12 protein-coding genes are annotated in these 13424 nt (G+C 39.3%); 9 read left to right on the top strand and 3 right to left on the bottom strand.

All coding sequences use genetic code 11. From position 1 onward, the window contains the following. Positions 1 to 11: 11 nt before the first annotated feature. Complete coding sequence (locus ATG70_RS14995) at positions 12 to 980, top strand: LCP family glycopolymer transferase (RefSeq protein ID WP_098445070.1); 969 nt, start codon at positions 12 to 14, stop codon at positions 978 to 980. Positions 981 to 1074: 94 nt separating this feature from the next. On the opposite strand, the gene ATG70_RS14990 is transcribed toward ATG70_RS14995, so the two are convergent. Both ATG70_RS14990 and ATG70_RS14985 read right to left on the bottom strand, forming a co-directional pair. After that, positions 1075 to 2133, bottom strand: a complete 1059-nt coding sequence (locus tag ATG70_RS14990) for an MraY family glycosyltransferase (RefSeq protein ID WP_098445846.1) — start codon at positions 2131 to 2133, stop codon at positions 1075 to 1077. Between the two features lie 222 nt (positions 2134 to 2355). Continuing rightward, positions 2356 to 2988 carry a YigZ family protein gene (locus ATG70_RS14985; protein WP_098445069.1) on the bottom strand — a complete coding sequence of 211 codons (633 nt, stop codon included), beginning with the start codon at positions 2986 to 2988 and terminating at the stop codon, positions 2356 to 2358. Positions 2989 to 3260: 272 nt separating this feature from the next. Here ATG70_RS14985 and ATG70_RS14980 point away from each other — a divergent pair, with 272 nt between their 5' ends. Next, complete coding sequence (locus tag ATG70_RS14980; RefSeq protein ID WP_098445068.1) at positions 3261 to 4412, top strand: sensor histidine kinase; 1152 nt, start codon at positions 3261 to 3263, stop codon at positions 4410 to 4412. Positions 4413 to 4415: 3 nt separating this feature from the next. After that, positions 4416 to 5120 carry a response regulator gene (locus ATG70_RS14975; RefSeq protein WP_098445067.1) on the top strand — a complete coding sequence of 235 codons (705 nt, stop codon included), beginning with the start codon at positions 4416 to 4418 and terminating at the stop codon, positions 5118 to 5120. A 71-nt stretch (positions 5121 to 5191) separates the two neighbouring features. On the opposite strand, the gene ATG70_RS14970 is transcribed toward ATG70_RS14975, so the two are convergent. Then, the gene (locus ATG70_RS14970) at positions 5192 to 6112 is read right to left on the bottom strand and encodes a C40 family peptidase (protein ID WP_098445066.1); all 921 of its coding nucleotides are present in this window, start codon (positions 6110 to 6112) and stop codon (positions 5192 to 5194) included. A 309-nt stretch (positions 6113 to 6421) separates the two neighbouring features. On the opposite strand from ATG70_RS14970, the gene ATG70_RS14965 reads away from it, so the two are divergent. From ATG70_RS14965 to secA, 6 genes are all read left to right on the top strand, one after another. Next, complete coding sequence (locus tag ATG70_RS14965; RefSeq protein WP_098445065.1) at positions 6422 to 7270, top strand: DegV family protein; 849 nt, start codon at positions 6422 to 6424, stop codon at positions 7268 to 7270. Then, entirely contained in the window at positions 7245 to 8786 is a 1542-nt protein-coding gene (locus ATG70_RS14960; protein WP_257147715.1) for a DEAD/DEAH box helicase, read from the top strand. The genes ATG70_RS14965 and ATG70_RS14960 overlap by 26 nt, the downstream gene beginning before the upstream one ends. After that, the gene (locus ATG70_RS14955) at positions 8774 to 9496 is read left to right on the top strand and encodes a ComF family protein (RefSeq protein WP_098445064.1); all 723 of its coding nucleotides are present in this window, start codon (positions 8774 to 8776) and stop codon (positions 9494 to 9496) included. Before ATG70_RS14960 ends, ATG70_RS14955 begins: the two co-directional genes overlap by 13 nt. Positions 9497 to 9636: 140 nt before the next feature. Next, positions 9637 to 9837 carry a cold-shock protein CspD gene (gene cspD, locus ATG70_RS14950; protein ID WP_098445063.1) on the top strand — a complete coding sequence of 67 codons (201 nt, stop codon included), beginning with the start codon at positions 9637 to 9639 and terminating at the stop codon, positions 9835 to 9837. Between the two features lie 242 nt (positions 9838 to 10079). Then, entirely contained in the window at positions 10080 to 10643 is a 564-nt protein-coding gene (gene hpf / locus ATG70_RS14945; protein ID WP_098445844.1) for a ribosome hibernation-promoting factor, HPF/YfiA family, read from the top strand. A gap of 220 nt (positions 10644 to 10863) precedes the next feature. Next, positions 10864 to 13377, top strand: a complete 2514-nt coding sequence (secA, locus tag ATG70_RS14940) for a preprotein translocase subunit SecA (protein ID WP_098445062.1) — start codon at positions 10864 to 10866, stop codon at positions 13375 to 13377. Positions 13378 to 13424: the final 47 nt, after the last annotated feature.

Below are 13424 nucleotides of genomic sequence, written 5' to 3'. Positions count from 1 at the left end.
GGGGAAATAGAATGAAAAAACAATCAAGAATTAGAAGACGGCGAAAGAAAAGTATATTTCGCAGACTTTTAACTTTTGTCCTGTTAATTGTCCTTATCCTGATCGGGTATGGTGCTTACCTTGCGTACAATGCTTATGATGCAGCCTCGGGGTCTTATCAAGGACTTTCCAGAGGAGAAAAATCTGAGCTTCGTGACGCTGAAGTAGCTGTTACAAAAGACCCTATCTCCATTTTAATAATGGGAATAGAAGATTACTCAACTGGTGGAGAAAATGGTCGAACAGATACGCTAATGATAGCGACAGTTGATCCAGATACGAAGAAAGTTAATTTACTTAGCATTCCAAGAGACTCACGTGTTGAAATTGTCGGAAAAGGCATTGAGGATAAAATTACTCATGCGCATGCTTATGGTGGTACAGAAATGACGATTAATACAGTTGAGAACTTTTTAAACATACCAATTGACTATTATGTAAAAGTAAACTTTGAAGGATTTAAAGATGTCATCAATGAAATTGGTGGAATTACGGTGGATGTTCCATTCGATTTTGTTGCCCATACAGACGTATCGGGGGGAAGAGCAACTTTCACAGAAGGTCCAATGAACCTAGATGGAACAGAAGCCCTAGCTTATGCACGAATGCGTAAGGATGATCCTCGTGGTGATTTTGGTCGAAGTGAACGACAAAAGCAAGTTATTAAAGCAGCCATGAATGAAGTTTCGACTGCATCAGGACTGATGAAGTTAGATGATATTGCGCAACACGTTGGCAATAACATTGAGACTAACCTAAAGCCAACTGAGTTATTTGCTCTTCAAAAAGCATACTCCGATGTAAGTTCTTCTGATATAGAAAGTCTATCAATTGATGGAACGGATGAACGGATTAATGATGTGTATTACTTTAAGCCTGATGAAGAAAGCGTAGCTACGCTAAGCCAGAAATTAAATGCCATATTAAATACGACGAAATAAATACTGAAAATCGGGTTATCATATGAAGGAATTGTTCTATGTTTTGACAGAGATATAGCCAACAAAAAAGCATCCGCTCTCAGCGGATGCTTTTTTAACGTTTCATGGTACTAGTAAAAACTAATAATTTCTTTAACGTATTAATAAGGGGTTTTCGTTGATTTCCGATTAGTCCAATAAGTTCTGCTGTGAACTGAATGACAAGTAAGACTAAAATTAGTAAGAAAAGGGAACCCCACAAAGTAGATGCTGAGAATAATATAGCCGTAATACCGAAGAAAAAGCTGAGAAGGTAAATAATGATAACGGTTGATTGATGTGAAAATCCAATGGCTAGTAAGCAGTGGTGGATATGAAACTTGTCAGGTGTTGATATTTTTTGTTTTCTTAAGACGCGCCTAACAATTGCAAAGAATGTATCAAAAATGGGGACTGCTAGAATAATAACGGGAATAATCAAACTAAACACTGTCACACTTTTAAACAGCCCTAGCATTGACATTACTGAAATAGCGAATCCAAGAAAGAGAGCACCTGTATCTCCCATAAAAATGCTCGCTGGATGAAAATTGAAGAAAAGAAAACCTAGTGTACTACCGATTAAAATCACTGCCAAAGCTATGACAACAAGTTGTTGGTCTAGAATTGCCATTGTTAAGATTGAACCTAAGGCAATTGTAGAAACACCTGCAGCAAGGCCATCAAGCCCATCAATTAAGTTAATTGAATTGGTAACGCCCACGATCCACAAAACTGTGATATAGAAGCTAAGAAATCCAAATTCAATTCGACCAACAAATGGTAGTGAAATGAACTCTACTTGTAGTCCGGATGACGCAACGATTATTGCAGCAATAATTTGACCAATTAACTTCACTTTAGGCGAGACTGCAAACCGATCATCGAAGACGCCTAAAACAATAATGAGTGTTCCAGCAACGATAATTTCGGTCATATAAGGGGAGTAGGGACTAAGATATAAAAAACCTGCAACTGTTCCAGCAAAGATAGCAAGTCCACCGGCAGATGGCATAAGTCCTTTGTGCACTTTGCGTTGATTTGGTTTATCAGCTATTTTAAATTTAAGTGATAAGAATTTAACGATCGGTGTGGCAATGATAGCGACACTTATAGAGATTAAAAACGCGATCATATACTCTGTTAACGAATACAAGAAAATCCCCCTCTAACTGAGGAATAGTAATTCATTCCTTTCATATCATATCAAAACAGGTGTGTATTGCAAGAGGTTTCTCATTAAGGTTTTTAGAAATTTTCCCTGCTAAAATTATCTTCCCCGAATGAGGATTTTTCATGTTGATTGATGGGAGAATATTTATTTACCAATACCCTTTTGTTTAAACAAGTAATCATTTTATACATCATACTCTTTATATAACTGTTCCCCCGTTGTTATCGTTGCTTGTCCATTTGAAATATCGGTCATCCATTCAGTAAAGCTTTCTTCCATTCCACTTTCAACAAGGGTTCGAACTTGCACATTCTCCAAATACGCAATCTCATCTAATAAATAATTCGATGAACGGATTTCGTTTTCGACTTTACCTAATAAAGTATAATCAATTTGAGTCGTTATTTTCGTCATCAACTTTCGCTCGACGATTCCCGTTGCGTTTAGCCCTTCTGAGACGGATTGGCCATACGCACGAATTAAACCGCCTGCACCAAGTTTAATGCCACCAAAGTAACGGGTAACGACTACAGTCGTGTCTTTTAGTTTGCGTTTTTTTAGCACTTCAAGCATTGGCACACCAGCCGTGCCGGATGGTTCACCATCGTCGTTCGCTTTCTGAATCAAATCCTGCTCACCAATTAAGTAGGCAGAGCAATTGTGTGTGGCACTAGCGTGTCTTTTTTTGATGGATTGAATAAATGCTTGAGCTTCTTCTTCTGTTGGTGTTCGTTTGACGTGAGCGATAAATCGTGATTTTTGTATCACAATTTCGTTTTCTCCCTCAACTTTAACGGTATAATATGAATTAAGCATAGAAGTAACCTCCAGATATTCCTTGCACATTCCTGTGAATGAAAGGGATTTGTATCTTATCATCGAATAGTACATAGGGAAACATTGTTATTTAAGAGTGAAAAATGAGAAGTACGGTATACGTCCTTCTTATTATAGGTTTCTTAAATTAATCCATCAAATATATATCCTCAAGTCATAAACAGACGGTCACATACGAATTTTGTAAAAGAAGTACTTTTGGACTATCTTTACTTAACGTCCGTCCCTTGAAGGAATGGAGGGGTAAGAGCATGGATTTTCAAAGGCTTGATCCAAATTCATTAGATGTCATTCTTGACAGGACAATGGAGAGTATTAATAGTAGTAAATCAAAACTGTTCGAAATTGGAGAGCTTTCTCATGACGAGTGTCAAAAGGTTAATAATCAACTTCAATTATTAAAAGAAGAACTGGAAACCGTTCATCGTCTAAGGCAAGAAAGATTACAAATGGATCGTGTGGCCCGTGCAGAGCTTGTAAAGATCAGTAAGAACTTTCAGGACTATAAAGAGCCGGAGATTCGTAATGCCTATGAAAAGGCCTCAGAAGCTCAAATAAAGCTTTCGGTTAGCATGGAAAAGGAAACGCGACTAAAAGATCAAATTTCGGATCTCGAACAACGTATTTCTTCTCTTCAAAACACCTCGGATAAAGCGGAATCATTTATGAGCCAAATTTCAACCGTTCTTAGTTATCTCGGAGGAGAACTGAGGCAGTACGGTGAGGTGATCGAGGACGCTAGGCGAAAACAAGAATATGGACTTAAAATTATTGAAGCACAGGAAGAAGAAAGAAAGCGCCTATCACGAGAAATTCATGATGGACCTGCCCAGGTACTTGCAAATGTCCTATTACGATCACAGTTAATTGAACGGATTTATGAGAAAAAGGGGAAGGATGAAGCGTTCAAAGAGATCAAAGATATGAAATCTTTGATTGAGGATGCCTTAAAAGAAGTTAGGCGTCTTATTTATGACCTTCGTCCAATGGCGCTCGATGACCTTGGTTTAGTGCCAACATTGTTAAAGTATTTAAATAAAGTTAATGATCGATCAGAGGCAACCATTTACTTTGATTATGATGAGGGGATCCAGAGGCTTCACGTTCGCCTTGAAGCGGCTATTTTTCGACTTGTTCAAGAAGCTGTTCAAAATGCCCTTAAGCATGCTGAAGCAACTGAAATAAGTGTTGACCTGAAACTTGATGGTGATAAGATTGTGGTAACCATTCAAGATAATGGAATCGGTTTTGATGTGAACATACGTAAAGATCAATCATTTGGATTAATCGGAATGAAAGAACGTGTTGGATTATTAAATGGGACGATTCAGGTTCAATCAACGCCAAACAAGGGTACATATATACTGATAAGAATCCCGATACATGAACAGGAGGGCGTGTAAGAGATGTATGCAGCAAAGACCAAAACTAAAATTGTTATTATAGATGACCATCGCTTGTTCCGCGAAGGTGTTAAGCGTATTTTGGATATGGAAGATGATTTCGAAGTGATTGCTGAAGGTGATGATGGAGACGAAGCGCTTCGTCTTGTTGAAGAAAATAAGCCTGATGTTGTTTTAATGGATATTAATATGCCACATGTAAACGGCGTTGAAGCTACGAGACAGCTGATCGAACAAGTGCCTGAGACTAAGGTAATTATTTTATCGATCCATGATGACGAAACTTACGTAACCCATGCGGTAAAGACCGGTGCTGCGGGTTATTTATTAAAAGAGATGGATGCAAATTCGTTAGTTGAAGCCGTTAAAGTTGTCGCTTCTGGAGGAGCTTACATTCATCCAAAAGTGACGCATAATCTTGTGAATGAATACCGTCGACTCGCTACGGAAGGAAAAAGACCATCTACACAAATTGGTTATAAGGAAGTGGAGTACCGCAAACCGCTACACATTTTGACACGACGAGAATGTGAAGTGCTCCAGTTACTTACAGATGGAAAAAGCAATCGCTCGATCGGTGAAGATCTTTACATTAGTGAAAAAACAGTAAAAAACCACGTATCGAATATTTTGCAGAAAATGAACGTAAATGACCGAACGCAAGCTGTCGTAGAGGCAATCAAAAAAGGCTGGGTAAAGGTGCGCTGAAGCGCGCCTTTTTTTATAAATGAAAAAGAAGACAAAAAAAGAACCTCACTTTGAGGTTCTTTTTGTATGCATTATACGCGTTTTGCTCCAAGGTAACGTGGTGCCCAGTAAGAGTTATCCATGCTACTAATTGTTACTCCGTAAGAAGAAGAAGAGTGAATGAACTGACCGTTACCGATGTAAATCCCAGCGTGAGATGGGCCAGATTTGTATGTTTCAAAGAACACAAGATCCCCAACAGAAGGAGAAGAAACTTTATCTGTTCCGTTCCAAATGCTAGCTACAGTACGTGGAATCGAAGTTCCAGCTTTATTATACACGTATTGTAAGAAGCCGCTGCAGTCGAATCCTGATGGAGACGTTCCTGCCCAAACATAAGGAACACCCATGTATTGCTTCGCGATTGACACAACAGAAGAGTTAGATGTTGATGCACTCTTTACTTGTGAAGATGAGCTAACAGAAGCACCATTAAGAGCTGCAAATGTGTTTGATCCAGCAATTCCATCTACGCTAAGACCGTTAGCACTTTGGAAATTACGAACAGCTTGTTTTGTAATGGAACCATAAATGCCGTCTACAGAATAGCTGTAATAACCTTTAGATTTAAGTTGGTTTTGTAGGCTTGTTACACTTGATCCGCGGTCACCATAACGAAGTGTTCCGCTGTATGTATTAGAAGAACTACTTGATTTAGAAACTGCTGCTCCTTTTAATGCGCTTACTGTTTGAGGTCCAACAACGCCATCAACGCCAATTCCTGCACTGCGCTGGAAGTCACGAACGCCATCTTCAGTAATGTTGCCAAAATATCCAGTTGCTGTATGGTAGTCAAAATAACCTTTATCGTCAAGAACGTTTTGAAGTTCAGTTACGTCAGAGTTGCTCATGCCATTGTATAGGGTACGGTCGCCTAAAGCTGCTTCACTTACGTTTGGTGCTAGCAAAAGAGTACCTGCGAGTGTAGTAGTGATCACGACTTTCTTAAACATATTGTAATTCCCCCTGATTTATAAGTTTAAACCTTTTATTTTCTCTATCACGATTGCTAGTTTACATGATTGAGATAACAGGACGATGAATATAAGATTACAATCATGTAACAGAAACCCTGCCTAATTTACTAAAACATTCATTTTACGACATTTATATTAAAAAATATGGGGGATAATGGTTGACAAAATATGTGAAAAATACTATAAGCTCTTGTTGGCAATAAGGGGGAAATGCTCTATCATTAACTTGAATGGGTTTAATGAAAATTAGTTGATGTATTTAATAGATTGAAAAGAGGCGTTCATATGAAAACAGTTGCTATTGTAACGGATAGTACCGCTTATATACCTGAATCGATGTTAACCGAGTACGAAATAACAATGGTTCCACTTAGCGTGATATTTGATAACGAATCTTATTTAGAAGAAAAAGAAATTCAAGCAGATGATTTTTTTGAAAAGGTGAAGAAAGAAAATATTCTACCTAAAACTTCACAGCCTTCGATCGGAAGTTTTGTTGAAACGTATGAAACATTGGCGCGTACACACGATGAAATAATCACAATTACGTTATCGAGTGGAATTAGCGGAACGTACCAGTCCGCCAATTCAGCTGGCAATATGATTGAAGGGGCAGACGTATACGTTTTTGATTCTGAAATTAGCTGCATGATGCAAGGATTTTATGTTTTGGAAGCGGCCCGTATGGCTCAAGATGGATTTGGGAGTAAAGAGATCTTAAGCAGACTTAAAAAAATTAAGAGCCAGGGGACGAACGCCTATTTTCTTGTCGATGATCTTAGTCATTTGCATAGAGGCGGACGGTTAAATGCAGCGCAGCTCGTTGTCGGGAGTCTTCTCCAAATAAAGCCAGTGCTAACCTTCGAGGATAAACAAATCGTACCGTATGAAAAAATTAGAACGCGAAAAAAAGCGCTCAATAAAATCATGACACTATTTGATGAGGCGGCAAAAGGCGGCGACCTGATAAATGCGACATTAATTTATTCGACAAACAAGGATGAAGCAGAAAATCTAAAAGCTGAACTAGAAGAAAAATATACGAATGTAAACATCATTTTAAGTTACTTTGGACCTGTTATAGCAACTCACCTTGGGGAAGGTGCGCTTGGCCTGGGCTGGTACCGCGTATGATCATGAAATTGAATATGGAAGCAAATCAATGAGATTTGCTTCCGATCTATTCAACAATAAAAAAATTATCGTACCTGAATTTCTTTATCAGTCTTCAAAGCTCCCCGAATTTTTTCCGATTAGCCACTATACTTCACTCCCTCAACTACCAATCAATCAGCGGTTTAAACCGAATATGAAGATCATTCATTTTCTTTCAGGAAGACATTTGTTGCGAGATGAAATCCCCTTTTCCCTCCAAGAACTTCATGCCCACTATGTTAATGGCTATCTTCAATTAGAGCCTGGCATTCAAACACTTCATGGAAGAGAGATGTGTATGCGATGTGGGAATCACACATTTTCCTCATTTTCTTGTGCAAGGTGTCAAAGCGCGAGCTGCCAATATTGTCGAAATTGCATCATAATGGGGAAAGTTACCTCTTGTTCTCCCTTATATTCCGCACTGAGCCGCCAGTATGAAGCAATAGAAAACATAACGTTACAGTGGTTCGGAAAGCTATCGGAAGGGCAACAAGAGGCATCTAATGAAGTTATTAGTGCTATTCAAAACAATCATTCGGTTCTTATTTGGGCCGTTTGTGGCAGTGGTAAAACAGAAGTGCTCTTTCATGGATTGGCATATGCCCTTTCTCAACATAAATCGGTATGCATAGCCACTCCTAGGACAGATGTTGTTTTAGAGTTGGCACCACGATTGCAAAGAGTCTTCCCAGGACTCACGGTTTCTCCGCTCTATGCTGGACATTCAGACCCCAATTCTTCTTTTGTTATTTCAACCACTCACCAGCTCATTCGCTTTAAGGACTGTTTTGATGTCATGGTTATTGATGAAGTAGATGCTTTTCCATATAGCGTCGATCCATCTCTCCACTTTCATGTAAACAAAGCACGAAAACAAAGTGGATCACTCATTTATCTAACAGCAACACCATCTGAAAGCTTTCTAAATCAAGAAACACTAAATGTGGTGCGAATTCCTTCTCGGTATCACGGCTATCCATTACCTGTTCCTACTTTACAATGGAGTGGGAATTGGCGAAAGAAAATTGAAAAAGGGCAGATTCCTTCTATTCTGATAGATTGGATTAAAAAACAAATGGATGCTCAAAAACCAGTATTGCTGTTTTTTCCTTCCATCAAAACCATTGAAAAAGTAAAATGCGTTTTTGACGAACAGCAACTTTTTTGTGAAGCCGTTCACTCAGAGGATCCAAACCGTGCTGAAAAGGTCCTTCAGTTTCGAAGGAGAGAAATTCCGATTTTACTATCTTCTACAATACTTGAACGTGGGATAACGATTGAGAATATTGCGGTAGCTGTATTAGGAGCGGAGGATGGTGTTTTTACGGAAAGTGCTCTCGTACAAATTGCCGGAAGAGCCGGAAGAAGCGCTTCTTATCCAGAAGGAGATGTTGCATTTTTTCATTACGGTAAAACAAATGCGATGATAGCGGCAATTCGGCATATTCGAAAAATGAATCAGGAAGCGGAGGAGAAAGGGTGGCTACACTAGATCGGTGCCCATTGTGTGGAGAGGATACCAGCAATCAACTTTCATGGCAGCTTTTGTTTGGAATGAAAAACAATCTTCCATGCTGTGAAACGTGTCGAAATCAACTTCTTCCTATTGTAGGGCCACTTTGTTTAAAATGTGGGCGTTCACTTCAACAAATCGATTCTAGGTTTGTGGAAGGAAAACAATGTTCTGACTGTGTGAGATGGGGAGAAAGGGGATGGGGTGAGGTCCTTACTCATAACAAATCATCCTTCGAGTACAATGATTTTTTGAAAAAGATTCTTGCGCTATATAAATTTAGAGGAGATGTTGAAGTAGGAAGAGTATTCTCAAGTTTAATTCTTCGTGAGTTAAAAGGGTCTTATTCGTTTATAGATCAAGTCATCCCAATGCCCGCTAGTCAGGAGAGGATGTATGAAAGAGGATTTAATCAATGTGAGGTGTGGATCGAGGGCACGAGATTTGTCCAAGACTCTCCATTAATGAGAACGAAAAATGAAGAGAAGCAGAGTAAACGAACGAGAGAAAAGAGGATAAACCGTGAAGAAGAAATGTTCCAAATCGTAGAAGGGGCAAATGTAGTGGGTAAAAAGCTTCTTTTACTGGATGATATTTATACGACAGGAACGACGATCCATTATGCAGCATTTACGCTTAAAAATGCGGGGGCATCTAACGTTTATTCTCTTACTTTGAGCAGGGGATAAGGTTGTGTCGAGAACTTTTATAGAAAGCGCCTTCATTCGAGTTTAATCAACAAAAAAACCCCTTTGACAGGGTTTAGGCTCGCACGTATAGTAAATGTATGGCACTGCCATGAAGATTTTTGAAGGGAATGTTGAACAAGATGCAGGGAAAAGTAAAATGGTTTAACAATGAAAAAGGTTTTGGGTTTATTGAAAGAGAAGATGGCGACGACGTTTTTGTACATTTCTCAGCAATCACTGGTGAAGGATTCAAGTCTCTAGAAGAAGGTCAGACAGTTGAATTCGAGATTGTTGAAGGCGCTCGTGGGCCACAAGCTGCTAATGTAGAAAAAGTATCTTAAATTTAAACAAACGCTTAAAGCCCCTATCCAATTGGATAAGGGCTTTTTATTTTTTCCGTTTTCTGTATCTGAATGTGAGATAAAAAAGGAACTATAGAGTATTGTTGTTAAAAATTGTCGTATTTTAGGATGTTTTGTGAAAAAAACGTAAAAATAAATGAGTTTTTTTAAAGTTTATAGAGGGGAATGATAAGGGTATAACGAATAATAGAGGTATAGCATGGAAGGAGGAGTGCCACATGATGAATTTCAACATCCGTGGTGAAAACATTAAAGTTACACCTGCAATGAGAGAATACACTGAGAAGAAGGTAAGTAAACTTGAAAGGTATTTCGATACTCCACCTAATTCTGATGTTCATGTAAATATGAAGGTTTACAACGATCAGCAAATGATCGAAGTTACGATTCCGATGCCAAACCTTCTACTTCGCGCAGAAGAAGAGCATCAGGATATGTATGCAGCAATTGATTTGGTTGTTGAGAAACTTGAGCGTCAAATTCGCAAACATAAAACGAAAGTTAATCGCAAATTCCGTCAGGAAGGTAGCGTAAAATATATGTTCCGCGATGAACTTAACCCAACAATGACTAGTGTCGCTGAAGCTGACATGGATGAGGATGACGATCTGCAAGTTGTCAAAACGAAGCGCTTTACATTTAAACCAATGGACGTTGAAGAAGCCATTCTTCAAATGGACATGCTCGGTCATAGCTTCTTCGTCTTCTCAAACGCAGTGACTGGAAGCACTGGTGTTGTCTATCGCCGTAAAGATGGAAAATACGGCCTAATCGAACAAGACTAACGAATAAATATAAACCAGGGCAGGGGGATAACCTCTGCCCTTTACTTATGTAAGAAAATTAAATTTGTTTTTTCCTTCATTAATATAGTATTTCAGACCGTGAGCTTTTTTACTTTCTTGTGCCTCCCGCAACTAATTGTTAAAATAGCTACATAGTATATAAAATTCTAAGTATAGTTATATGATAGCACTCTACTGACAACAAAAGAGGAGCGTTTCTATGAAAGGTTTATTACGCAAGATTATACCAAACGGCAATGAGCGTCAGTTAACCCGCCTGCAAAAGATTGCAGATCAAGTGGAAGCATTTTCAGATCAAATTAAGCAGTTATCAGACGATCAGCTTCGTAACAAAACGGAAGAATATAAAGAACGAATTGAAAAAGGTGAAAAGCTCGATAAAATGTTACCAGAAGTGTATGCCACTGTACGCGAAGCATCAGATCGCGTTCTAGGTATGCGCCCGTTCCCTGTACAAATCATGGGGGCAGCCGCCCTTCATGAAGGAAACATTGCTGAAATGAAAACAGGTGAAGGTAAAACGCTAAGTGCGACAATGCCTGTCTACCTTAACGCGTTAACTGGTAAAGGCGTTCACGTTATTACGGTCAACGAATACCTTGCGAAGCGTGACGCTGAAGAGATGGGTGAACTTTACCATTTCCTTGGTTTAACAGTAGGATTAAACATTAGCGGTCTTTCAAAAGAAGAGAAAGCAGAAGCGTATGCTGCGGATATTACGTATGGAACAAATAATGAATTTGGATTTGACTATTTACGAGACAACATGGTCCTATACAAAGAAGAGATGGTACAGCGCCCTCTTCATTATTCCATTATCGATGAAGTTGACTCTGTCTTAATAGATGAAGCGAGAACACCGCTGATTATTTCTGGTAGTGCGGAGAAATCCACAACGCTATACATTCAGGCTAATCAATTTGTTAGAACGTTAAAAGAAGAAGATGACTATAATGTCGATATTAAAACAAAGAATGTCCAATTAACCGAAGATGGGATTACAAAAGCAGAGAAATTCTTCTCAATTGAAAACCTCTATGATTACAAACATGTTCAATTGAATCATCACATTAACCAGGCGATGAAAGCGAACTTTATTATGCAGCTTGATATGGATTATGTCGTTCAGGATGAAGAAGTGGTGATCGTTGATTCCTTTACTGGACGTTTGATGGCGGGCCGCCGCTATAGTGATGGGCTTCATCAGGCGATTGAAGCAAAAGAAGGTTTAGTCATTCAGCGTGAAAGTATGACGCTTGCAACAATTACATTCCAAAACTACTTTAGAATGTATGAGAAGCTTTCTGGTATGACTGGTACAGCCAAAACGGAGGAAGAAGAATTCCGTAACATTTACAATATGAATGTTATTGCAATACCGACAAATAAACCAATTGCTCGAATGGATTATCCAGATCTTGTATACAAATCAACGAATGGTAAGTTCCAGGCCCTTGCTAGAGAAATTGAGGAGCGCCATAAAAAGGGACAACCTATTCTAGTTGGTACAGTTGCAGTTGAAACATCAGAGTTAATCTCACAATTTTTAAAGAAACGTGGGATTCCACATAACATCTTAAACGCAAAGAACCATGCGCGAGAAGCGGAGATTATTGAGTCTGCAGGCCAAAAAGGTTCTGTTACGATTGCAACGAACATGGCGGGGCGAGGAACAGACATCAAGCTTGGTGCTGGCGTATTAGATCTTGGTGGTCTTTTCATTCTAGGTACAGAACGTCATGAAAGTCGTAGAATTGATAACCAGCTGCGTGGACGTTCAGGTCGTCAAGGTGACCCTGGTGAATCTCGGTTCTACATTTCAATGGAAGATGAACTGATGAGAAGATTCGGTTCAGATAATATGATGAACATGATGAACCGCCTCGGAATGGAAGAGGACCAGCCGATTGAATCGAAGCTCGTATCGAGAGCTGTCGAATCAGCTCAAAAACGCGTTGAAGGAAACAACTATGATGCACGTAAACAGCTTCTTCAATACGATGATGTCATGAGACAGCAGCGTGAGATTATTTATGCTCAGCGTGCTGAAGTACTTGAATCAGATAATTTACGTGAGATTGTTGAAACAATGCTAACTTCTGTCATTTCGCGAATTGTAGATGCTCACACGGGTGATGAAGACATTCAAGAAGAGTGGGATCACCAGGCTATTCTTGATCATGCGAAAGGAATTTTCCTTCAGGAAGGTCAAGTGACGGTGAAAGATATTAAAGGCCTTGATAAGGAAGAAATCGTAGAACTTCTCGTTGAGAAAATGAAAGTAAACTACGATGAGAAAGAAGCGGAGTTTGAACCTGAACGCATGCGTGAATTCGAAAAAGTGATTCTTCTTCGCAGTGTGGATCGCAAATGGATGGATCACATTGATGCGATGGATCAATTGCGCCAGGGTATCCACCTAAGAGCTTACGGACAGAACGATCCCCTTCGTGAATACCAATTCGAAGGATACGAAATGTTCGAAGATATGGTTACTGAGATCGAAGAAGAAGTATCGACCTATATCATGAGAGCTCAAATTGAAAGCAATTTGAAGCGAGAAAAAGTAGCAGAAGGAAAAGCCGTAAATCCAAAAGAAGAAGCAAGTTCGAAGCCAAAACCTGTGAAGAAAAAACAGGACATTGGCCGAAACGACCCTTGCCCTTGTGGAAGTGGCAAGAAATATAAGAATTGTCACGGCAAAGCAGAATAATGCCGGGCAGGTGTTCAAAGCTGAACACCTGCCTATTCTATGTAAAA

It is taken from the genome of Bacillus sp. es.036, from assembly GCF_002563635.1.
Lineage (GTDB): Bacteria > Bacillota > Bacilli > Bacillales > Guptibacillaceae > Guptibacillus.
The sequence above is the reverse complement of the archived record's forward strand: the minus strand, read 5'-3'. Positions and strand labels throughout refer to the sequence as shown.

What these genes read in the sequence shown, in the direction of transcription:
- ATG70_RS14995 (WP_098445070.1), top strand. Translation starts at nt 12, where the DNA reads ATGAAAAAACAATCAAGAATTAGAAGACGGCGAAAGAAAAGTATATTT.
- ATG70_RS14990 (WP_098445846.1), bottom strand. Translation starts at nt 2,133, where the DNA reads ATGATCGCGTTTTTAATCTCTATAAGTGTCGCTATCATTGCCACACCG.
- ATG70_RS14985 (WP_098445069.1), bottom strand. Translation starts at nt 2,988, where the DNA reads ATGCTTAATTCATATTATACCGTTAAAGTTGAGGGAGAAAACGAAATT.
- ATG70_RS14980 (WP_098445068.1), top strand. Translation starts at nt 3,261, where the DNA reads ATGGATTTTCAAAGGCTTGATCCAAATTCATTAGATGTCATTCTTGAC.
- ATG70_RS14975 (WP_098445067.1), top strand. Translation starts at nt 4,416, where the DNA reads ATGTATGCAGCAAAGACCAAAACTAAAATTGTTATTATAGATGACCAT.
- ATG70_RS14970 (WP_098445066.1), bottom strand. Translation starts at nt 6,112, where the DNA reads ATGTTTAAGAAAGTCGTGATCACTACTACACTCGCAGGTACTCTTTTG.
- ATG70_RS14965 (WP_098445065.1), top strand. Translation starts at nt 6,422, where the DNA reads ATGAAAACAGTTGCTATTGTAACGGATAGTACCGCTTATATACCTGAA.
- cspD (WP_098445063.1), top strand. Translation starts at nt 9,637, where the DNA reads ATGCAGGGAAAAGTAAAATGGTTTAACAATGAAAAAGGTTTTGGGTTT.
- hpf (WP_098445844.1), top strand. Translation starts at nt 10,080, where the DNA reads ATGAATTTCAACATCCGTGGTGAAAACATTAAAGTTACACCTGCAATG.
- secA (WP_098445062.1), top strand. Translation starts at nt 10,864, where the DNA reads ATGAAAGGTTTATTACGCAAGATTATACCAAACGGCAATGAGCGTCAG.